General features: G+C 66.4%; 20 protein-coding genes. 12 read left to right on the top strand and 8 right to left on the bottom strand.

Going from position 1 to position 18,840, the window contains the following annotated elements; all coding sequences use genetic code 11:
• Positions 1-34: 34 nt before the first annotated feature.
• On the bottom strand, positions 35-712 hold the full coding sequence (locus tag ACQR1D_RS02235; RefSeq protein WP_315803904.1) for a nitroreductase: 678 nt from the start codon (positions 710-712) through the stop codon (positions 35-37).
• 113 nt (positions 713-825) lie between these two features.
• On the bottom strand, positions 826-1,491 hold the full coding sequence (locus tag ACQR1D_RS02230; RefSeq protein WP_434839977.1) for an HAD hydrolase-like protein: 666 nt from the start codon (positions 1,489-1,491) through the stop codon (positions 826-828).
• A gap of 171 nt (positions 1,492-1,662) precedes the next feature.
• Between ACQR1D_RS02230 and ACQR1D_RS02225 the strand changes: the two genes are divergently transcribed.
• Positions 1,663-2,751, top strand: a complete 1,089-nt coding sequence (locus ACQR1D_RS02225) for a mandelate racemase/muconate lactonizing enzyme family protein (protein WP_316215349.1) — start codon at positions 1,663-1,665, stop codon at positions 2,749-2,751.
• A gap of 95 nt (positions 2,752-2,846) precedes the next feature.
• A complete protein-coding gene (locus tag ACQR1D_RS02220; protein ID WP_316179064.1) occupies positions 2,847-3,245 on the top strand; it encodes a VOC family protein in 399 nt (132 codons plus the stop codon).
• A 25-nt stretch (positions 3,246-3,270) separates the two neighbouring features.
• Here ACQR1D_RS02220 and ACQR1D_RS02215 read toward each other — a convergent pair whose 3' ends face one another.
• Both ACQR1D_RS02215 and ACQR1D_RS02210 read right to left on the bottom strand, forming a co-directional pair.
• Positions 3,271-3,900 (bottom strand): glutathione S-transferase family protein, encoded by a 630-nt coding sequence (locus tag ACQR1D_RS02215; RefSeq protein WP_316179413.1) that lies wholly within the window; start codon positions 3,898-3,900, stop codon positions 3,271-3,273.
• A gap of 135 nt (positions 3,901-4,035) precedes the next feature.
• Positions 4,036-4,725, bottom strand: a complete 690-nt coding sequence (locus ACQR1D_RS02210; protein ID WP_315803909.1) for a phytanoyl-CoA dioxygenase family protein — start codon at positions 4,723-4,725, stop codon at positions 4,036-4,038.
• Positions 4,726-5,020: 295 nt separating this feature from the next.
• On the opposite strand from ACQR1D_RS02210, the gene ACQR1D_RS02205 reads away from it, so the two are divergent.
• Positions 5,021-5,623: a hypothetical protein gene (locus ACQR1D_RS02205; RefSeq protein ID WP_316179062.1), complete on the top strand. Its 603-nt coding sequence runs from the start codon at positions 5,021-5,023 to the stop codon at positions 5,621-5,623.
• A 39-nt stretch (positions 5,624-5,662) separates the two neighbouring features.
• Here ACQR1D_RS02205 and ACQR1D_RS02200 read toward each other — a convergent pair whose 3' ends face one another.
• Both ACQR1D_RS02200 and ACQR1D_RS02195 read right to left on the bottom strand, forming a co-directional pair.
• Complete coding sequence (locus ACQR1D_RS02200) at positions 5,663-7,156, bottom strand: NAD-dependent succinate-semialdehyde dehydrogenase (protein WP_316179061.1); 1,494 nt, start codon at positions 7,154-7,156, stop codon at positions 5,663-5,665.
• A gap of 153 nt (positions 7,157-7,309) precedes the next feature.
• Positions 7,310-7,630, bottom strand: coding sequence for a hypothetical protein (locus ACQR1D_RS02195; RefSeq protein WP_315803912.1), 321 nt, complete (start codon positions 7,628-7,630; stop codon positions 7,310-7,312).
• A 340-nt stretch (positions 7,631-7,970) separates the two neighbouring features.
• Here ACQR1D_RS02195 and ACQR1D_RS02190 point away from each other — a divergent pair, with 340 nt between their 5' ends.
• Positions 7,971-9,161: a serine hydrolase domain-containing protein gene (locus tag ACQR1D_RS02190; RefSeq protein ID WP_316179059.1), complete on the top strand. Its 1,191-nt coding sequence runs from the start codon at positions 7,971-7,973 to the stop codon at positions 9,159-9,161.
• Between the two features lie 191 nt (positions 9,162-9,352).
• On the opposite strand, the gene ACQR1D_RS02185 is transcribed toward ACQR1D_RS02190, so the two are convergent.
• Complete coding sequence (locus ACQR1D_RS02185) at positions 9,353-10,354, bottom strand: adenosine kinase (protein ID WP_315803914.1); 1,002 nt, start codon at positions 10,352-10,354, stop codon at positions 9,353-9,355.
• Between the two features lie 70 nt (positions 10,355-10,424).
• Here ACQR1D_RS02185 and murJ point away from each other — a divergent pair, with 70 nt between their 5' ends.
• The 4 genes from murJ (at position 10,425) to ACQR1D_RS02165 (ending at position 14,412) form a co-directional block, all read left to right on the top strand.
• On the top strand, positions 10,425-11,984 hold the full coding sequence (gene murJ, locus ACQR1D_RS02180; RefSeq protein WP_434893655.1) for a murein biosynthesis integral membrane protein MurJ: 1,560 nt from the start codon (positions 10,425-10,427) through the stop codon (positions 11,982-11,984).
• A 48-nt stretch (positions 11,985-12,032) separates the two neighbouring features.
• Positions 12,033-13,085, top strand: a complete 1,053-nt coding sequence (trpS, locus tag ACQR1D_RS02175) for a tryptophan--tRNA ligase (protein ID WP_434893656.1) — start codon at positions 12,033-12,035, stop codon at positions 13,083-13,085.
• A gap of 154 nt (positions 13,086-13,239) precedes the next feature.
• Positions 13,240-13,734 carry a universal stress protein gene (locus ACQR1D_RS02170; RefSeq protein WP_315716941.1) on the top strand — a complete coding sequence of 165 codons (495 nt, stop codon included), beginning with the start codon at positions 13,240-13,242 and terminating at the stop codon, positions 13,732-13,734.
• Positions 13,735-13,842: 108 nt separating this feature from the next.
• Complete coding sequence (locus tag ACQR1D_RS02165) at positions 13,843-14,412, top strand: NifU family protein (RefSeq protein WP_316179056.1); 570 nt, start codon at positions 13,843-13,845, stop codon at positions 14,410-14,412.
• A gap of 82 nt (positions 14,413-14,494) precedes the next feature.
• Here ACQR1D_RS02165 and ACQR1D_RS02160 read toward each other — a convergent pair whose 3' ends face one another.
• A complete protein-coding gene (locus ACQR1D_RS02160; protein ID WP_434838679.1) occupies positions 14,495-16,177 on the bottom strand; it encodes a methyl-accepting chemotaxis protein in 1,683 nt (560 codons plus the stop codon).
• 254 nt (positions 16,178-16,431) lie between these two features.
• On the opposite strand from ACQR1D_RS02160, the gene tsaB reads away from it, so the two are divergent.
• Genes tsaB through ACQR1D_RS02140 form a run of 4 tightly spaced genes read left to right on the top strand, consistent with a single transcriptional unit; the run spans position 16,432 to position 18,823 of the window.
• Positions 16,432-17,133, top strand: coding sequence for a tRNA (adenosine(37)-N6)-threonylcarbamoyltransferase complex dimerization subunit type 1 TsaB (gene tsaB / locus ACQR1D_RS02155; protein ID WP_434893657.1), 702 nt, complete (start codon positions 16,432-16,434; stop codon positions 17,131-17,133).
• Positions 17,130-17,612 carry a ribosomal protein S18-alanine N-acetyltransferase gene (gene rimI, locus ACQR1D_RS02150; RefSeq protein ID WP_315803920.1) on the top strand — a complete coding sequence of 161 codons (483 nt, stop codon included), beginning with the start codon at positions 17,130-17,132 and terminating at the stop codon, positions 17,610-17,612. Before tsaB ends, rimI begins: the two co-directional genes overlap by 4 nt.
• Before the next feature lie 43 nt (positions 17,613-17,655).
• Positions 17,656-18,111, top strand: a complete 456-nt coding sequence (locus ACQR1D_RS02145; RefSeq protein ID WP_315803921.1) for a Fur family transcriptional regulator — start codon at positions 17,656-17,658, stop codon at positions 18,109-18,111.
• Positions 18,104-18,823 (top strand): HAD family hydrolase, encoded by a 720-nt coding sequence (locus ACQR1D_RS02140; RefSeq protein ID WP_315803922.1) that lies wholly within the window; start codon positions 18,104-18,106, stop codon positions 18,821-18,823. The genes ACQR1D_RS02145 and ACQR1D_RS02140 overlap by 8 nt, the downstream gene beginning before the upstream one ends.
• The last annotated feature ends 17 nt before the right edge of the window (positions 18,824-18,840 follow it).

Below are 18,840 nucleotides of genomic sequence, written 5' to 3'. Positions count from 1 at the left end.
ATCGGTCTACGGACCTCATCTCCCCGGCCCGCCACTAATCCCCGAACCCCACGAACACCGTCGCGTCCTTCACCGACTTCCGTTCCGACACCACGGCATTGGCCGGGAAATCATGATCCGGCCAGCCGAGCGCGATGCTCTTCATGATGACCTGGTCGTCGGCGATCCCGGCGTGCTCGCGGACGACGGGGGACTGCATGATGCCCTGGCTGTTGATGACGGCGCCGAGGCCGCGTGACCATGCGGCATTGACCAGCGCGGTCGTGACGGCGCCGCAGTCGAACGGCGTGTCGTCGCTGCCGTCGAGCACGCGGTCATAGGTGACGATGATGCAGACCGGCGCGTCGAACTGGCGGAAGCCGCGCAGCACCCAGTCCTGGCGCTTCTCCTTGTCGTCGCGCGCGATGCCCATCGCGGAGAACAATTGCTTGGCGACGCCGATCTGGCGCTCGCGGTGCGCGCCGTCGAACGGCTGACCGATGCGAAACTCGCGCGACTGCGGCACGCCGGCGAGCATGCGCTCGGTGTTGCCGGCACGGATGCGGTTGAGCGGCTCGCCGGTGATGACGTAGAAATTCCACGGCTGGGTGTTCATCGACGATGGCGCGCGCATCGCCAGCGTGAGGATTTCCTCGATCAGCGCCCGCGGCACCGGATCCGGCTTGTAGCCACGGATGCTGCGGCGGCCGAGGATGACGTCGTCAAACTGCATATGCTGGTATTCCCGGAATGATCCCTGAGCTGGCCGCGATCTTCGCGACTTTCCGGTTCCAGTGCAAGGTTGCGACGCGCAGGCGATCATCTGCGTCACCGCCTCGAACCGGACTAACGCCTCAGCATCGTCAGCACCGCGCGCGCCAGATCATCTGGATTTTCCACGAGACGGTCTGCACCGGCGGTTTCGAGCTCGTCGCGGCTGCCATAGCCCCAGAGCGCGCCGAGACTCCGCATCTTCACGGCATGGGCGCCTGCGATGTCGTGGCGGCGGTCGCCGACCATGAGGCTGTCGCGCGCGGCGATATTCCGTTCGGTGAGGATATGCGCGAGCAACTCGGGCTTGTGATCCAGCGCACCCGACGGCACCGAGCCATAAATGGCCTGGAAATACGATATGAGATCGAGATGCTCCAGGATGCGCCGCGCGAACAGCTCGCGCTTCGACGTTGCGAGATAGATGCGCAAGCCCGCATCGTGCATCGCCTGCAGCGCCTCCCGGATGCCGGGATAGAGCGTGCTGCCGAACAGACCGATCTCGCCATAGTGCTCGCGGTAGGCCACGACGGCCTCGTCGACGCGACCGTCGCCGTGGGCCTGCAGCAGCACACGCAGCATGTCCTGCAGCGGCGGACCGATCACGGCGGTGACGTCGAGCGTGTCGTCAGGCGCATGACCGAGCGACCGCATTGCCGCGAGCGCGCTCGCGGCAATGCCGGGGCGCGAGTCGATCAGCGTGCCGTCGAGGTCGAGCAGCACTGAGTGAACCGGAGACATGTCCGAGCATAGCGGCCGGTGTGAGACGCGTAAACGCCCGCTCCGCGCCGCGCAGACGCGGGCATCAGTTCCGCCGCGACAATGAATGCATCAGGCCGATGGCTTGAGCAATTGCCCGCGGTCCGCCGCAGGCCTACGCTGATAAAAAACGCCAGGGAAGGAACCGAGCCGATGGCAGTGATCGCATCGATCGAGACCGGTCTTTATCGCATCCCACTTTCCGTCACGCTGTCCGACAGCACGCATGGCGAGATGACAGCCTTCGAGTTGATCACGTGCAGGGTGCGCGATGCCGACGGCGCGGAGGGTGTCGGCTACACCTACACGGTCGGCCGCAACGGCCCCGCGGTCGCCGACATCGTCAGGCGCGAGATCCCCGATCTGGTTGCGCGGCACGAGGCCGACGACACCGAGGCGATCTGGCATCGGGTGTGGTGGGGCCTGCATTATGGCGGGCGCGGCGGTCCGGTCGTGCTGGCGCTGTCGGCGCTCGACATCGCGCTGTGGGATCTGAAGGCGCGGCGCGCGAAGCTGCCGCTGTTCCGGCTGCTCGGCGGCTTCGATGCCCGGGTGCCCTGCTATGCCGGCGGCATCGACCTCGATCTGTCGGTCGACGCTCTGCTGAAGCAGACCGACGACAATCTCGCCAAGGGCTTTCGCGCCATCAAGATGAAGGTCGGCCGGCCGGCTCTCTCCGCCGACGTCGCGCGCGTGCAGGCGATGCGGCAACATCTCGGCGACGGCTTTCCTCTGATGGCCGATGCCAACATGAAGTGGACGGTCGAGGAGGCGATCCGCGCCGCCCGCGCGTTGCAGCCGTTCGATCTCACTTGGCTGGAGGAGCCGACCATTCCCGACGACATCGCCGGCCACGCGCGCATCCTGAGCGCCGGCGGCGTGCCGATCGCGGCCGGTGAAAATCTGCGCTCGCTGTGGGACTTCAAGAACTACATCGCCGCCGGTGCGGTGTCCTATCCCGAACCCGACGTGACCAATTGCGGCGGCGTCACCGCGTTCATGAAGATCGCGCGGCTCGCCGAGGCGTTCAATCTGCCGGTGACCAGCCATGGCGCGCACGATATCACCGTGCACCTGCTGGCGGCCTGCCCGAACCGCTCGTTCCTCGAAGCGCACGGTTTTGGCCTCGACCGCTACATCGAGCATCCGCTCGTGCTCAGGGATGGCCTGGCCCAGGCGCCGGCGCGGCCGGGCCATGGCATCGCGTTCGACTGGGAGGGGCTGGCGAAGCTCGCGGCGTAATGCGGCCGATGCTGGGACACCACTGCTGACACAAGGCTGTCAGCAGCCCTGCGATAGCGGGTCGGGGACCGATCCTCGAACGCAAGGTAAAAGTCATGAAGTTCGCATCGACCCGTCTGGTGGCGGCCGACATCAAGGCCGTGGTCAGCTTCTACGAAAAGGTCACCGAGCAGACGGCGGATTGGCTGGCGCCGGTGTTCGCCGAGATCGTCACGTCGCGCGCAACGCTCGCGATCGGCAGCGCCGAGACCGTGGCGCTGTTCAAGGAGGGCAGCGCCGAGCCCGGCGCCAATCGCAGCGCCATTCTGGAGTTCGAGGTCGATGACGTGGATGGTGATTTCGCGCGGTTGAAGGACGAGGTCGAGGTGGTGCACGCGCCGAAGACGATGCCGTGGGGCAACCGCGCCGCTCAGTTCCGCGACCCGGAGGGCACGATCGTGAGTTTGTATACGCCGGTGAGCGACGCAGCCAGACAGCGCTTCGGATCACGCTGAAGAGACTCGCGGGCGCGCATCCGCCCTAAGCCTTTGCGCTCGGACGGCTCGAAACCTCGCCGTACCATCGCCTGAGATGATGGAGATGATTCGGCGGATCGAGCTTGGCGCGGGCTGCAAAGTCGACCGACACCATGGCGGTGATGTCGGCGATGCTGAAATCGGGCCCGCAGACGAAGGCGTGCTCGGCCAGCCGCGCGTCGAGCCATGCGAAGTAGTGCGCGACGCGCAGGCGTCCGCGCTCCGCGAGCGCCGGGATCTGCTCAAGCGGCAGCGGACCCGGCAATGCCCGGCGCTCCAGCCCAGGGGTGCCGTTGCGAAAGGCCTCCTGGAGAGCGTGGAGACCGTCCCATTCGATCCGCCGGATCCAGCATTCGATGAGCGCCCGTTCTTCGGCGTCGCGGCCCATCAGAGGCGGTGCGGGATGCAGCTCCTCGAGATAGCGGCAGATCGCGATGACGTCGGTGATGGCAGCCCCGCTGTCGAGCTCCAGCACCGGAACGGTGCATTGCGGATTCAGCGCGCGAAACTCCGGCTCGAACTGCTCGCCGGCACGCAGATCAAGCCGAACCATGGGAATGGCGAGACCTTTCTCGGCGAGAAAGATCCGCACGCGGCGCGGGCTTGGGGCGACTGCGGCATCGTACAGCTTCATGAGCGTTCTCTCTGTCTGACCAAACCACGGGCGCGTGACGTCGGAACGAGTCGGCGCGGGTCGTTCTGCGCTGTCACGATCGACGTCGTGGCATGTTCCCAGGCCCGCGGCCTCGGTGGTCATGACGCAGCCGGATCAGTCAGCCCCGAAAATCTCGTCCTGATCCATCCGCACCGCGCGCAACTTGCGCGTCCTGCGCCAGTCCTCTTGCTGCGAGAAGACGGCGTAAGTGATCAGCAGCGAGCGGCGGCGGGCGCCGCTGCGGTTGCGCGTCGCGCCGTGCAGCAGGTTGACGTCGAACAGCAGGATGTCGCCGGCCTCGCCCGCCGTGACGAACGCAGACGACGCGGCCCGCGCATCGTCCGCGTCGAGGCGATGCGAGCCCGGCACCACTTGCGTGGCGCCATTGTCGGGGCCGAAGGAATCGAGAAAGGCCAGCGCCGACACGGCGTCGGTGCGCCGGCGATCGACGCCGTCGCGATGCAGCGGCTGCTGGCCGCCATCGGCACACGGCTCGCGCCCTTCGACCTGGCCGAGGAAGAACGGCGCCTTCAGGACATGATGCACGGCGGCGAGCATCACCGGCAGGCGGCAGACCTGCTGCACCGTCGCATCGAGATCGACCATGGCGTGGCGCCAGTCGCGGCCGCGCGGCACCGGCCATTGCTCGGACGGCCGCGTGCCCAGCTCGAAGGCGTCGCGTAATGCGACAAGCCAGTCCGCCGGAATCGCACCGCGCAGCAGCAGATAGCCATCCCCATCGAGGCGGCGCGCCTCCGCGTCCTGAAGCTGGCCGACGCTGCTGCGCGTGAGGGCTGCGGTCATAGTGGGCTCGCACAAGAGAGGGCGTGGTTCGCTGCATCATGGTCGGCGATCCGGCGCTCCGCGGCAAGCGTCCGCTCGCTCCCAGGTCGCCAGGTGCCCCTCGCTGCTGCATTCATCCGGCCATGACCGCCATCGCTCCGGAGGACGCTGAGACGATGGGCCGCACCGCGACCCGGGCGGCTCGCCGGGGCCAGTTTACGTTTCATTAACCCCCTCGACCTACGTCTCGTTAGCAACACTCTGCAACGATCCGACATACGGGGTAAACGAGCAATCGAGCTCCTTGGAAGCACGCATGGTCGCCATCCAAAGCACCAACCAGATCTCGCCCGCCAATGAGCGGGTCTATCGCCAGAGCAACCTGCTGGGCGAGTGGAAGGGCAGTTGGACGGCCAACGGCCAGGCCGTGAGCTTCAAGGTCATCAACATCAGAGGCGCCGCGGCGACGGTGGAATACACCCACAACGGCCGCACCGAGCGCGGCATCGGCCAGGTGAACGGCTCGACCATCGACTTCGGCGCGGTCACGCTCGGCACCAAGAACGGCAAGAACGCGGTGCTGCTGTTCTCGGCCGGCGGCGGCAAGGCCACCGCGATGCTTGAAAAGCAGGCGCCTCCAGCCGACGAGAGCAATCTGGTCGGCAGCTGGGCCGGCTACTCCGGCGAGAACGGCCAGAGCGCGAGCTTTCGCGTGCTGTCCGTCAGCGGCAAGGAGGCGCAGGTCAGCGTGACGACCAACGGCGTCACGCGCGAGGGCACGGGGATCGTCTACAACAACGTCATCATGTTCGGCCAGTCGCAGATCTCGACGACCGACGGCAAGAGCGGCAAGGTCATCTTCCAGGTCGGCAACAAGTCCTACCTGGTACCGGTCGACAAGCTGCCCAAGACGGCCTGATTCCCAATATCGCCTCGCCTGAACTCAGGCGTCCGAGGTTCAGACGCCCGCCATCATCACGTATTTGATCTCGAGATATTCCTCGATGCCGTGATGCGAGCCCTCGCGTCCGAGGCCGCTTTCCTTGACGCCGCCGAACGGCGCGACCTCGGTGGTGATCAGGCCGGTGTTGACGCCGACCATGCCCGACTCCAGCGCCTCCGCGACGCGCCAGACCCGGCCGAGATCGCGGGCGAAGAAGTAGGACGCGAGACCGAACGGCGAGGCGTTGCACATCGCGATCACATCGGCCTCGCTATGGAAACGAATGACCGGCGCGAGCGGGCCGAACGTCTCTTCATGCGCGACCAGCGCATCGGCCTTCACGTCCGACAGCACGGTCGGCTCGAAGAAGGTGCGGCCGAGCGCATGGCGCTTGCCGCCGGTGACGATCCTGGCGCCGCCCTTGACCGCATCGGCGATGTGGCGCTCGACCTTCTCGACCGCGTCCTCGTTGATCAGCGGTCCCTGCACCACACCGGCCTCGGTGCCGTCGCCGATCTTCATCGCCGCGACCCTGGCGGCGAGCTTGTGCACGAACTGGTCGTAGATGCCGTCCTGCGCGTAGAGGCGGTTGGCGCAGACGCAGGTCTGGCCCATGTTGCGATATTTCGAGACCATCGCGCCCTCGACGGCGGCATCGACGTCGGCATCGTCGAACACCACGAACGGCGCGTTGCCGCCGAGCTCGAGGCCGAGCTTCTTCACAGTGCCGGCCGACTGGCGATAGAGAATCTTGCCGACCTCGGTCGAGCCGGTGAAGCCGACGAAGCGCACCGACGGATGCTCGCACAGCACCTTGCCGATCGGAGGCGCATCGCCGGTGATGATGTTGAGCGCGCCCGCAGGAATCCCGGCGCGCTCGGCCAGCACGGCGAGCGCCAGCGCCGACAGCGGCGTCTCGTTGGCCGGCTTCAGCACCACGGTGCAGCCGGCCGCCAGCGCGGGCGACACCTTGCGGGTGATCATCGAGTTCGGGAAATTCCACGGCGTGATGGCGCCGCAGACGCCGATCGGCTGCTTCAGCGCCAGGAGACGTGCATCCGGCTTCTGCGTCGGGATGGTCTCGCCATAGACGCGGCGCGCCTCCTCGGCGAAGAACTCGATATAGGCGGCGCCGATATCGACCTCGCCGAGCGCCTCCGTCAGCGGCTTGCCCTGCTCGGAGGTCAGGATCAGCGCGAGGTCCTCGCGGTTGGCCGTGATGAGCTCGAACCATTTGCGCAAGATGTTGGAGCGCTGCTTGGCGGTCAGCCTGGCCCAGGTCGGGAACGCGCGCGCGGCGGCCTCGACGGCTCGCGTGGTCTCCGCCGCGCCGAGTTGCGCGACCTTGGCGAGCTCGGCGCCGGTGGCGGGATTGTTGACCGGGAGCACCGGCGTACCGACCCACGCACCATCGATGTAGCACTGCTCACGCAGCAGCGACGGATCCTTCAGGCGGTCACGCAGGCTCGGAGCGGCAGTGGAGGCACGGGCGGCGGCGGGCGGTGTCATCGGGCTACTCCTCGGAGCGAGCGATCTTTCCCCCGACTATAGCCAAGCCCCGGCGGCAGCGCACGACTCGTGCGCCTCCTCAACGGTACATTCGATCCGGCGATCCGTGCCTGTACGGCACCGGATGCTGAATGCCGACGCGCCGGCGCGGGATCAGGCCGCGCCGCTCATATAGGTCTCGCGGCGGCCGATCATGCGCTCCGCCGCCGCCTTGGCGTCGGCCTTGGTCGAGGTGGCGCAGGTGCGGTATTCCAGGTCCGGCAAGGTGGCGGGATCACGACGGCCGAACCATGATTTCTGCCCCACGGGCAGCAGCGCCAGCGCCTGCGCCACATTGTCGACCGCGCCGAACGCGTACAGCGCTCCGGTCGCCGCAATGCGCACTTCGTAGATGCCGGGCGTGATGGGCGCCTCGATATTGTCACCGCGCCCCGGGCGGGGATACCGCTTCCACTCGCTCCATGTCGAAATCATATCGCCCCCAACGGCGGACATTGCCGCCAAAACACGTCATCGGCTCGAAAAAGCCGGTTCTCGAACTCTTTAATGCAAAAATGGTTGCAACTCACAACAGGCGCAAGCCCGTGGTGGGAACATGGCCCCCATGTGTCGGTCTCGCGGCTACGTGGAACTAATCATGATTCTGGCGGAAAATTGAAGCGCTGTGGCCTCCGCAGCGCTGTTGTCCCCGGCTGCTTCGTTCGCGCCGCATCATCACGAGATCGCGACCGGCCGTGGGACCGGCGGTCCTTGCTGGCCGGGCCGGCGCGAGGAACAATCGCCTACCGTCATCAAGAACGGAACGGAGGAGACCATGCAGAACAAGACCGACATCGACGGCGTGCTGCGGCAGAAGGCGGAGGCGGGAGCGATCCCCGGCGTCGTCGCCGTCGCCGCCGACAGCAACGGCATCATCTACGAAGGCGCCTTCGGCAGGCGAGACCTCGGCCGCGACGATCCGATGACCGCCGACAGCGTGTTCTGGATCGCCTCGATGACCAAGGCCATCACCTGCGCGGCCGGGATGCAGCTGGTCGAGCAGGGCCGGCTGTCGCTGGATGCGCCGATCGGCACGGTGCTGCCCGACCTCGCGGCGCCCAAGGTGCTCGACGGCTTCGACGCCAATGGCGACCCGATCCTGCGGCCGGCGAAGACCGCGATCACGCTGCGCCATCTGATGACTCACACCGCCGGCTTCTGCTACGACATGTGGAACGGCGACATGGCCACTTATGTGCAGAAGGCCGGCACGCCCGGCATCATTACCTGCAAGAACGATGCGCTGGCGCTGCCACTCGCCTCCGATCCCGGCACGCGCTGGGAATACGGCATCAACATCGACTTCGTCGGCAAGGCGGTCGAGGCCGCCAGCGGCCAGAAGCTCGACGCCTATTTGCGCGACCATCTGTTCGCGCCGCTCGGCATGGACGACACCGGCTTCAAGCTCGGTCCGTCGCAGCGCGCCCGCCTGGTCGGCATGCATGCGCGCGGCGAGGACGGCAGTCTCGCGCCGATTCCGTTCGAACTCGAGCAGGAGCCGGAATTCCACATGGGTGGCGGCGGGCTCTACGGCACGGCCGGCGACTACATCCGCTTCACCCGGATGATCCTCAACAATGGCCGCGGCAACGGCAACCAGGTGCTCAAGCCCGAGACGGTCGCGGCGATGCGCGACAACCACATCGGCGAGCTCGAGATGACGAAGATGGCCGCGGCCGTGCCCGGCGTGACCAACGACGTCGATCTCTATCCCGACATCGTCAAGAAATGGGGCCTCAGCTTCATGATCACGACCGCGCAGACTCCGGAAGGCCGCAGCGCCGGCAGCCTCGCCTGGGCCGGCCTTGCCAACACCTACTACTGGATCGATCCGGCGCGTGACGTCACCGGCGTGATCCTGATGCAGCTGCTGCCGTTCGCCGACCGGCTGTGCCTGGAGACCTTTGCCGGCTTCGAGCGCGGCGTGTATGCCGGGCTGGATGCGGCGGGCAAGAAGGCGGCGTGAGAGAACCCAACGCTCGATCCACGCAGGCAAGATCGTGGTTAGTTGCGCGTCATGCCCGGGCTTGTCCCGGGCATCCACGTCTTTGATCCTGCAAACCGAAGATCGTGGATGGCCGGGTCAAGCCCGGCCATGACGATGGAGAGAGATGTGTCACACGCGACAGAGAATGGCCGAGCCGCCTCAGCCCAGGCCTAAACCTTCAGCCCGCTCTGCACCGCCAGCTCCTTCAGCGACACCTGCGGCCTTGCGCCGATGTGCTGGATCACTTCGGCCGCAGCCAGGCCGCCGAGGCGGCCGGCCATCTCGTAGCCGGTCTTGCGCACCAGCCCGAACAGGAAGCCGGCGGCGAACAGATCGCCGGCGCCGGTGGTATCGACCAGGCTCTCGATCGGATGCGCCGGCACCGAGATCACGCCGTCATTCGACACCACGACGCAGCCCTTTTCGCTGCGGGTGACGATGCCGAGCGTGGCGTCCTCGCGCAGCTGCTTCAGCGCGCCGTCGAAATCCGAGGTCTGGTACAGCGAATGCAGCTCGGCCTCGTTGGCGAACACGAGATCGACGGTGCCGCCGCGCATCAGGTCGAGAAACTCCTCGCGATAGCGGTCGACGCAGAACGAATCCGACAGGGTCAGCGCGACCTCGCGTCCGGCGTCATGCGCGATCGCCGCCGCCTTCACGAACGCATCCTTGGCGTCCTTCGGGTCCCACAGATAACCTTCGAGATAGATGATGCGCGCCGCCGCAATCTGCGCGGGATCGATGTCCGCGGCGGTGAGATTTTGCGCGGCGCCGAGATAGGTGTTCATGGTGCGCTCGCCGTCCGGCGTCACCAGGATGTAGCAGCAGCCGGTCGCCGGGCCGTCGGCAGCGGGCGCGGTATCGAAGGTCACGCCGGCGGCACGGATATCGTGCCGGTACATCCGGCCGATCTGGTCGTCCTTGACCTTGCCCACGTAGGCGGCACGCGCGCCCAGGCTGGCGAGGCCGGCGATGGTGTTGGCCCCCGAACCGCCGGACATCTCGGTGGCCGGGCCCATATCGGCATAGATCGCGGCCGCGCGGGCCTCGTCGATCAGCGCCATGCTGCCCTTGGTCATGCCGTGCCGGGCGAGAAAGGCTTCATCGGCATGCACCAGCACGTCGAAGATCGCGTTGCCGATCCCGAGAACATCGTATTTCGCGTCAGTCATCCACTGGCCCCGTTTACGGCGTTTTGCAAACGCTGCGGCCTATCACAAGCGGCGCTGCTATAGAAGCCTGATGATCCGCTCATTCGTGACTGTGTTGTCAGGAACACTGGCTTCGCGCCTGCTCGGCTTCATCCGGGATGCGCTGATGGCCGCGCTGCTCGGCGCCGGTCCGGTTGCGGACGCATTTCTCGCAGCGTTTCAACTCGTCAACGTCATCAGGCGATTGCTGACGGAGGGCGCCCTCAATGCGGCCCTGGTGCCGGCCTGGCTGCGAATATACCAGCAGGCTGGTACGACACATGCGGCAGCTTTTGCCGGCCGTGTGCTCGGCACCGTCAGCGCCGGCCTGCTCGCCGCCACCCTGGTGCTGGCGCTGCTGATGCCGTTCGTGATGACCCTGCTCGCGCCGGGCTTCGCCGGTGAAGAGACGCTCACCTTGGCCGTCAACGATGCCAGGCTGATGCTACCCTATCTCGCCTTCGCCGGCCCCTCGACGGTGCTGCTCGCACTGTCCAGCGCGCAACGACGCTTCGCACTCGCGGCCTTCGCCCCGCTGCTGTTCAACGTGGCATTGATCAGCGTGACCATCGTGTTGCTGATGCAACATCCGGATCCCTCGCGGGCCGCGCTGATGCTCGCCGCGACCATCGGCATCGCCGGGCTGCTGCAGCTCGCGTTGCTCGCGCGGCGCGGACGCAGCAGCCGCATTGCCGCGCCGGTGCGTATCGCCCTCGACGCCGAGATGCGCGGCTTCTTCGCCAAGGCGCTGCCCGGCATGGTCGCCAGCGCCGGCCCGCAACTGCTCGCGGTCGGCGGCGCGGTCATCGCCTCCACCTCGCCGTCCGCGGTGTCGTGGCTGTATTTCGCCAACCGCCTGATCGAGCTGCCGCTCGGGCTCGTCGGCGTTGCCATGGGCACGGTGCTGGTGCCGGAGCTGACGCGCGCGCTGCACGAGGGCAACAAGGCGGCTCTCGCGGAGGTGCAATCGCGCGGCCTCGAGCTGACGATCGGGCTCGCGCTGCCTGCGACGCTCGGACTCATGATCCTGAACGAGCCGATCATTCGTTTGCTGTTCGAACATGGCGCATTCAGTTCGGACGATGGCGCCGCGACGGCGCAGGTGCTGACATGGCTCGCGGCAGCGTTGCCGGCGCAGGTGCTGACCAAGGCGCTGCAGCCCGCCTTCTTCGCGCGCGAGGACACGCAGACGCCGCTGCGCGCGACGTTGATCGGATGCTCTGTCGCGATCGCGCTGGCGTTCCTGCTCGCACACGTCTTCGCGGCAAGCGGCATCGCGGCGGGGCTCGCGCTCGGTGCCTGGGCCAATGCCGCGGTCCTGATCCGGCGCGGCGCCACGCGCTTCGGCTTCGCGCTTTCCCCGGCCTCGCGACGCCGGCTGCCGCGCATCACGCTGGCCGCCATGGTCATGGGCGCGGTCCTCTGGATCGCCGCCGGACGCTTTGCCGGCACCTGGAGCAGCAGCCATCTCGGCGCGGCCGCGCTGCTCGGCGCCCTGATCGGCGGCGCCGTCATCCTCTACGGAGGGCTTCTCGTGTCCCTCGGCGCCGTGAGCTGGCGCGAAACAGTCCGGGCGATCCGGCAAAAGCCCGCCGCCGACTTGCACCTTTGAGGCGCACGTGCCAAACGACGCCCAAATCCATCATCCGGAACAGTGACCATGGCCTTCGTGGAACGGGTTTTCTCGGGCGTCCAGCCGACCGGCAACCTGCATCTCGGCAACTATCTCGGCGCGATCGTCAACTTCGTGAAGATGCAGCAGACCCACAACTGCATCTATTGCGTCGTCGACATGCACGCGATCACCATGCCGATCGACGTCTGGGGCGGCCCCGCCGAGCTCGCGCGCAACACCCGCGAGGTCACGGCCGCCTTCATCGCCGCCGGCATCGATCCGAAGAAGCACATCGTGTTCAACCAGAGCCAGGTCTCGGGACACGCCGAGCTGGCCTGGATCTTCAACTGCGTGGCGCGCATCGGCTGGCTGAACCGCATGACGCAGTTCAAGGAGAAGGCCGGCAAGGATCGCGAGAACGCATCGGTCGGCCTGTACGACTATCCGGTGCTGATGGCCGCCGACATCCTGCTGTACCGCGCCACCCATGTTCCGGTCGGCGAGGACCAGAAGCAGCATCTCGAGCTCTCGCGCGACATCGCGCAAAAGTTCAACAATGATTTTGGCAACTCGATCCGCAGCCACGGCTTCGGCGACGGCCTGTTCTTCCCGCTGCCGGAACCCTTCATCACCGGTCCCGCGACGCGCGTGATGTCGCTGCGCGACGGCACCAAGAAGATGTCGAAGTCCGATGCCTCGGACTATTCGCGCATCAACCTCACCGACGATGCCGATACGATCGCGCAGAAGGTCCGCAAGGCCAAGACCGATCCGGAGCCGCTGCCGACCGAGGAAAAGGGGCTGGACGCACGTCCCGAGGCCGATAACCTCGTCGGCATCTACGCCGCGCTGTCGGACCGCAGCAAGGCCGATGTGCTCAGGGATTTCGGCGGCGGCCAGTTCTCCAGCTTCAAGAATGCGCTGGTCGAGCTGTGCGTCACCAAGCTCGGGCCGATCGCCGCCGAGATGAAGCGCCTGACCGCTGATCCCGGCTATGTCGAGTCCGTGCTGGTCGACGGCGCCGACCGCGCCCAGGCCATCGCCGCGGAGACCATGAAGACGGCCAAGGACATCGTCGGCTTCATCCGCAAGCCCTGACCAGACCAGCACGGCGCGAGCTCCCGAAGTCGGCCTTGCTGCCGCACCACCGGTGTCATTGCAGGCGCCATGGAACCCGCAGCCCTCTCCCCAACGGAGATGGGCTGTGGCAGCATCGCGGCCGGATCGACTCGCAGCAGCAGGCGGGAACGCGATGGCGGCGCAGCGGCAGAGCTACCAGACCGGCCATGCGCCGAAATGCCTGGTCGTGGTCGACGACAGCGAGGAATGGGACCGCGCGGTCCGCTATGCCGGCCGCTGGGCGGTCCGTTCCGGTGGCCGCATCGTCATGCTCCACGTCATCGAAACGGAGGATCAGAACCAGCAATGGCTGGGGGTCGCCGACCTGATGCGGGCGGAGGCGCAGGAGCAAGCGCATGCCGAGCTCGACCAGGCCGCGGCGCTGCTGTCCGCGATCGGCGTGACCGCGCCGGAACGGGTCATCCGCGAGGGTGAGCCGACAGCGCAGATCCTGGAGACGATCGAGCATGACAGCGACATCGCGCTGCTGGTGCTCGCCGCCCATTCGGGCCCCGAGGGGCCGGGACCCCTGGTCACCCATGTCACCAAGACGAGCGGCGCCTTCCCGATCCCGCTGGTGATCGTGCCGGGCGATCTCGGTGACGCCGATCTCGACGCTCTTTCATAGGCTTAGAGCGGAAACGCCGGCCGAGCCCCCTTGATCGTGCGCGCGCTCGCGCCATCTGCTATGAGGACACCACAGGCCGGCCTTGAACCGGCGCTGCCGGAGAAAACCATGTTCATCCAGACCGAAGCCACCCCCAATCCCGCCACCTTGAAGTTCATCCCGGGCCGCGTCGTGCTGCCCGCTGGCACGATGGAATTCAACAGCCGCGACGCCGCCGCGCGCTCGCCGCTGGCCGAGCGCCTGTTCGCCGTCGACGGCGTCACCGGCGTGTTCTACGGCGCCGATTTCATCACCGTCACCAAGAGCGACGGTGAATGGCAGCACCTCAAGCCGGCGATCCTCGGCGCGATCATGGAGCACTACATGTCGGGCGCGACGCTGCTCGCCGACGGCAGCGCCGCCAATGACGAATCCGCCGACGAGGACGACGAGTTCTACGACGAGGCCGACACCGAGACGGTCGGCATGATCAAGGACCTGATCGAGAGCCGCGTCCGCCCGGCCGTGGCCAATGACGGCGGCGACATCACCTTCCGCGGCTTCAAGGACGGCATCGTCTATCTCAACATGAAGGGCGCCTGCTCCGGCTGCCCGTCATCGACCGCGACCCTGCAGCACGGCATCCAGAACCTGCTGAAGCATTTCGTGCCCGAGGTGGTCGAAGTCCGGCCGATGTGACAAGGGGGGCGAGCGAGTAGGGAATAGTGAGTAGCGAGTAGATGCATTCCCTATTCGCTGCTCCCTATTCGCCATTCGCTCTCTACGCCGCCTTGCCGATGGACGCTGCCTCCGCAGCTGCCTGGCGCATGTTCTCCGACATCTCGCTGGTGACGGCGCTCTGCTCGCCGACGGCGTGCGCCGTCGATGAAACGTAGTCATTCACGCTCTCGATCGCGTTCTTGATGGCGCCGAGCGCGCCGACGACGTCGGACGAGATGCCGTTGAGATTACCGATCTCGCTGCCGATGCGATCGGTGGCCTGCTTGGCCTGCGTGGCCAGGTTCTTCACCTCGCCGGCGACGACGGCAAAGCCGCGCCCCGCCTCGCCGGCACGGGCCGATTCGATCGTCGCATTGAGCGCCAGGAGATTGATCTGGCCGGTGATGCTGCCGATCAGCTCGACGATGCTGCTCATGGCGCCGGCTGCCGAGGACAGGCGCTTGGCCTGCTGGTCCGCGTCTTCGACGCGCGATACCGCCGCCGTCGCCGTCTCCTTCGACTTCGCCATGGCATCGGCGATCTGCTGCACCGAGGAATTGAGCTGCTCGGCGCCGGCGGCGACGTGCTCCATCATGCCGCGCACCTTGTCGCCCTTCATGCGGCTGATCACCTGCGCAGTGACGTCGCTCGCGAATTTCACGATCTTGAACGGCTTGCCGTTGAGATCCTTGATCGGATTGTAGCTCGCCTGAATCCAGACCTGTCGTCCGCCCTTCCCGGCGCGCTCGAACTCGCCCATCTGGAATTCGCCACGGCCGAGCGCGGCCCAGAACTCGCGATACGCGGCGCTGTCGCCCATGCCCGCCGGCATGAACATGCGATGGTGCTGACCCTTGATCTCCGCCAGCGTGTAGCCGAGCGTGGCGAGGAAGTTCTCGTTGGCGTCGAGCACGATGCCGTTCAGGTCGAATTCGATCACCGCCTGGGACTTGCGGATCGCGGCGATCTGGCCGGCGAAATCGGCCGCAGCCAGCTTCTGCTGCGTCACGTCGGAGGCGTATTTGACGACCTTGAACGGCCGCCCCTCGTCATCGAGAATCGGGTTATAGGACGCGAGAATCCAGATCTCCCGGCCGCCCTTGCCGCAACGCTTGAACTCGCCCGAGCGAAATTCGCCGCGACTGAGGCTGGTCCAGAATTCCTTGTAGGCGGCGCTGTCGCGTTCGTCGGGCAGCACGAACATGCTGTGATGCCGGCCCTTGATCTCGGCCAGCGTGTAGCCCATCGCGCTCAGGAACTGATCGTTGGCATCGATGATGGTGCCGTCGAGATTGAACTCGATCACCGCCTGGGCGCGCCCGATCGCCGCGATGTTGCCGGCGTCCTCGATGCTGCGCATCTTCTGCTCGGTGATGTCGGTTGCGAATTTGATGATCTTGACCGGCTTGCCGCCGTCGATCACCGGATTGTAGCTCGCCTGGATCCAGACGGCGCGGTGGCCCTTGCCGAACCGCTTGTACTCCCCCGAACGAAACTTCCCGGCCCGCAGATCGGCCCAGAAGGCGCGGTACTCGGCACTGTCGCGCATCTCGGGCGCCACAAACATCGCGTGGTGCCGGCCCTGGATCTCGCTCAGCGAGTAGCCCATCGCGTCGAGGAAATTCTGGTTGGCGGTGATGATCGTGCCGTCGGTGTCGAACTCGATCACCGCTTGCGAGCGGTTGATCGCCGCGACCTGCGCCATCGCATCGCGCGATGCCGAACTGCCTGACCAGAATGACATGGAAATTCCTCTTCTCGGGACGGGGCCGGCCATCCGCCAACGGGCGGCGCGTCATCTCTCCCCCGAACGTGCCGAGCGGATAATTCCCACAGGCGCGGAAAGATTTGCTTAAATGGCATATAGTTCAGTAACTTAGCGTATCAGTAGTTGCGCCTTGATGCGTTTTTCCCGATGAGGATGTAAGAAGGCGTCAACTAACTTTATCACGGTACCACAATAGGTATTTGCGCTCTCTTCAATGCGAACCCGACCGGATGTTGATCCTCGCCATCGATACTGCCCTCGACCATTGCGCCGCTGCCGTGCTGGATACTGATTCGGCCTTGATGCGGGCGCAGGAGACACTCCCGATGAAGCGCGGCCACGCGGAGGCCCTGATGCCGCTGCTCGCGCGCGTGATGCAGCAATCCGGCGTCGGTTTCGCCGATCTCGACCGCATCGCGGTGACGACCGGCCCCGGGAGCTTCACGGGGTTGAGGGTCGGGCTCTCCGCCGCCCGCGGCATCGGATTGGCCGCCCACAAGCCGGTCGTCGGCGTGACCACGCTGTCCGCCTACGCGGCGCCGATCGTCAGCGAGGACCGCGCCAACCCGGTGATCTCGGCGATCGATGCCCGGCACGACCATGTCTACTATCAAGTGGTGAGCGGCAGCGGCGAAGAGCTGGTCGCGCCCCAGGTCGCCGCGATGGACGACGTTCTGGCGGTCGCGCGGCTCGGCGCCCCACACCTCGTCGGCAACGCCGCGGCGCTGCTGGCCGAGCGGTGGCCGAAGGAATCAGCCGCGCCAGTTGCGGTCGACTCGCAAGACGGACCCGACATCGGCTGGGTCGCCTGGCTCGGCGCGGCCGCCGACCCAGTGCACGCGCCGGCGCGGCCATTCTATCTGCGCGCACCCGACGTCAAGCCGCCCGCCGGCGCAACGCGTCAACCGGTGCAGACGGCCATCTCGTCATGAACATGTTCTTCCGCTGGCTCGGCAGCCCCAAACCGTTGATCGAAGCGGCCTCGCTGCGCGACGCCGCCAGACTCGCCCAGATCCACGCCGCCTCGTTTCACCGCGGCTGGGGCGAAGGCGAGTTCGAGGCGATGCTGGCCGAGCGCAACACCATGATCCATCGGCTGCGGCTCGGGCGGAAGCTCATAGGCTTCATCGTCTCGCGGATCGGCGCGGACGAAGCGGAAATATTGTCAGTTGCACTTGACCCAAATCAGCGCGGCCGCGGATTTTCTCGTGATCTGTTGCTGCAGCATCTCGGGCACCTCGCGGGGCGCGGGGTCCGGACGGTCTTTCTCGAAGTGGAGGAAAACAACCAGCCGGCCCGCCGACTCTATGAACGCGCCGGATTTGCGACCGTGGGCCGTCGGGAACGCTATTACCTTCAGCCCGGCGGGGAACAGTTGAATGCGCTTCTGATGCGCCGGGACTTGTCGTAACCTGCGCTTGGTGGCAGAAAGCGCATCCTTGAGGCGAGACACGATGACCTCCTCCTTGAAAACTACGCCAGCGCTCAATTCCACCGGAATCGAGGCCCGCTGTGCCGCCACCGGCATGCGCATGACCGAGCAGCGCCGGGTCATTGCCCGCGTGCTCGCGGAAGCCTGCGACCATCCCGACGTCGAGGAGTTGTACCGGCGCTGCGTCGCCGTCGACGACAAGATCTCGATCTCCACGGTCTATCGCACCGTGAAGCTGTTCGAGGATGCCGGCATCATCGAGCGCCACGATTTCCGCGAGGGCCGCGCCCGCTACGAGCAGATGCGCGACAGCCATCATGATCATTTGATCAATCTGCGCGACGGCAAGGTGATCGAGTTCACCTCCGAGGAGATCGAGAAGCTGCAGGCCGAGATCGCCCGCAAGCTCGGCTACAAGCTGGTCGACCACCGGCTGGAGCTGTATTGCGTGCCGCTCGACGAAGAGACGAATGGCTGACGTAGCGCCGGCTTCGAACTTCGATCTCGTCATTTTCGATTGCGATGGCGTGCTGGTCGACAGTGAGGTGATCTCCTGTCAAACGCACGCCGACGTGCTCAGCCTGTGCGGCTATCCGATCACGACCGAGCAGGTGTTCGCGCGGTTCCTGGGCCGGTCGCTGAAACAGGCGAAGCTCGAGGTCGAGGCCGAACTCGGCCGCAGCCTGCCCGACGATTTCAACCCGAAACTGCAGGATCGCCTGTTCCGCGCCTTCGAGCAGGACCTCGCGGCCATCGACGGGATCATGGAGGCGCTCGACACCATCGACGTGCCGGTGTGCGTCGCCTCCTCCGGATCGCACCAGCGCATGCGCGTCAGCCTCGGCGCCACCCGGCTCTACGATCGCCTCGCCCCGCACATCTTCTCATCCTCCCAGGTCGAGAACGGCAAGCCCGCGCCCGATCTGTTCCTGTTCGCGGCAGCGCAGATGAAGGCGCGTCCCGCGGCCTGCGTGGTGGTCGAGGACAGCACGGCCGGTATCCGGGGCGGTGTCGCCGCCGGCATGACGGTGCTTGGGTTTCACGGCGGCAGCCACTGCCGGCCCGGGCACGCCGACGACCTGCGCGCCGCCGGCGCCACCCTGGTTTTCGACGACATGCGGCAGTTGCCGGCGATTCTGAGCCGGCTGGCCGAGAAAAAGCCCGCGATCGCTGGATTTCCGGCCCCCTAGCCTATATCTGAGCGCGG

The sequence above is a fragment of the Bradyrhizobium sp. HKCCYLRH2047 genome, from assembly GCF_051168175.1.
Lineage (GTDB): Bacteria > Pseudomonadota > Alphaproteobacteria > Rhizobiales > Xanthobacteraceae > Bradyrhizobium.
Note: the sequence above shows the minus strand (reverse complement) of the source record. Positions and strands in the feature narration are given on the sequence as shown.

Excerpts from the sequence above, each read along its gene's own strand:
- ACQR1D_RS02215 (WP_316179413.1), bottom strand. The coding sequence starts at position 3,900 with ATGAAGCTGTACGATGCCGCAGTCGCCCCAAGCCCGCGCCGCGTGCGG.
- ACQR1D_RS02195 (WP_315803912.1), bottom strand. The coding sequence starts at position 7,630 with ATGATTTCGACATGGAGCGAGTGGAAGCGGTATCCCCGCCCGGGGCGC.
- ACQR1D_RS02235 (WP_315803904.1), bottom strand. The coding sequence starts at position 712 with ATGCAGTTTGACGACGTCATCCTCGGCCGCCGCAGCATCCGTGGCTAC.
- ACQR1D_RS02200 (WP_316179061.1), bottom strand. The coding sequence starts at position 7,156 with ATGACACCGCCCGCCGCCGCCCGTGCCTCCACTGCCGCTCCGAGCCTG.
- ACQR1D_RS02185 (WP_315803914.1), bottom strand. The coding sequence starts at position 10,354 with ATGACTGACGCGAAATACGATGTTCTCGGGATCGGCAACGCGATCTTC.
- ACQR1D_RS02230 (WP_434839977.1), bottom strand. The coding sequence starts at position 1,491 with ATGTCTCCGGTTCACTCAGTGCTGCTCGACCTCGACGGCACGCTGATC.
- ACQR1D_RS02145 (WP_315803921.1), top strand. The coding sequence starts at position 17,656 with ATGACCTCCTCCTTGAAAACTACGCCAGCGCTCAATTCCACCGGAATC.
- ACQR1D_RS02225 (WP_316215349.1), top strand. The coding sequence starts at position 1,663 with ATGGCAGTGATCGCATCGATCGAGACCGGTCTTTATCGCATCCCACTT.
- ACQR1D_RS02170 (WP_315716941.1), top strand. The coding sequence starts at position 13,240 with ATGGCGGCGCAGCGGCAGAGCTACCAGACCGGCCATGCGCCGAAATGC.
- ACQR1D_RS02140 (WP_315803922.1), top strand. The coding sequence starts at position 18,104 with ATGGCTGACGTAGCGCCGGCTTCGAACTTCGATCTCGTCATTTTCGAT.
- ACQR1D_RS02160 (WP_434838679.1), bottom strand. The coding sequence starts at position 16,177 with ATGTCATTCTGGTCAGGCAGTTCGGCATCGCGCGATGCGATGGCGCAG.
- tsaB (WP_434893657.1), top strand. The coding sequence starts at position 16,432 with ATGTTGATCCTCGCCATCGATACTGCCCTCGACCATTGCGCCGCTGCC.
- murJ (WP_434893655.1), top strand. The coding sequence starts at position 10,425 with ATGATCCGCTCATTCGTGACTGTGTTGTCAGGAACACTGGCTTCGCGC.
- ACQR1D_RS02205 (WP_316179062.1), top strand. The coding sequence starts at position 5,021 with ATGGTCGCCATCCAAAGCACCAACCAGATCTCGCCCGCCAATGAGCGG.
- ACQR1D_RS02220 (WP_316179064.1), top strand. The coding sequence starts at position 2,847 with ATGAAGTTCGCATCGACCCGTCTGGTGGCGGCCGACATCAAGGCCGTG.
- ACQR1D_RS02210 (WP_315803909.1), bottom strand. The coding sequence starts at position 4,725 with ATGACCGCAGCCCTCACGCGCAGCAGCGTCGGCCAGCTTCAGGACGCG.
- rimI (WP_315803920.1), top strand. The coding sequence starts at position 17,130 with ATGAACATGTTCTTCCGCTGGCTCGGCAGCCCCAAACCGTTGATCGAA.
- ACQR1D_RS02190 (WP_316179059.1), top strand. The coding sequence starts at position 7,971 with ATGCAGAACAAGACCGACATCGACGGCGTGCTGCGGCAGAAGGCGGAG.
- ACQR1D_RS02165 (WP_316179056.1), top strand. The coding sequence starts at position 13,843 with ATGTTCATCCAGACCGAAGCCACCCCCAATCCCGCCACCTTGAAGTTC.
- trpS (WP_434893656.1), top strand. The coding sequence starts at position 12,033 with ATGGCCTTCGTGGAACGGGTTTTCTCGGGCGTCCAGCCGACCGGCAAC.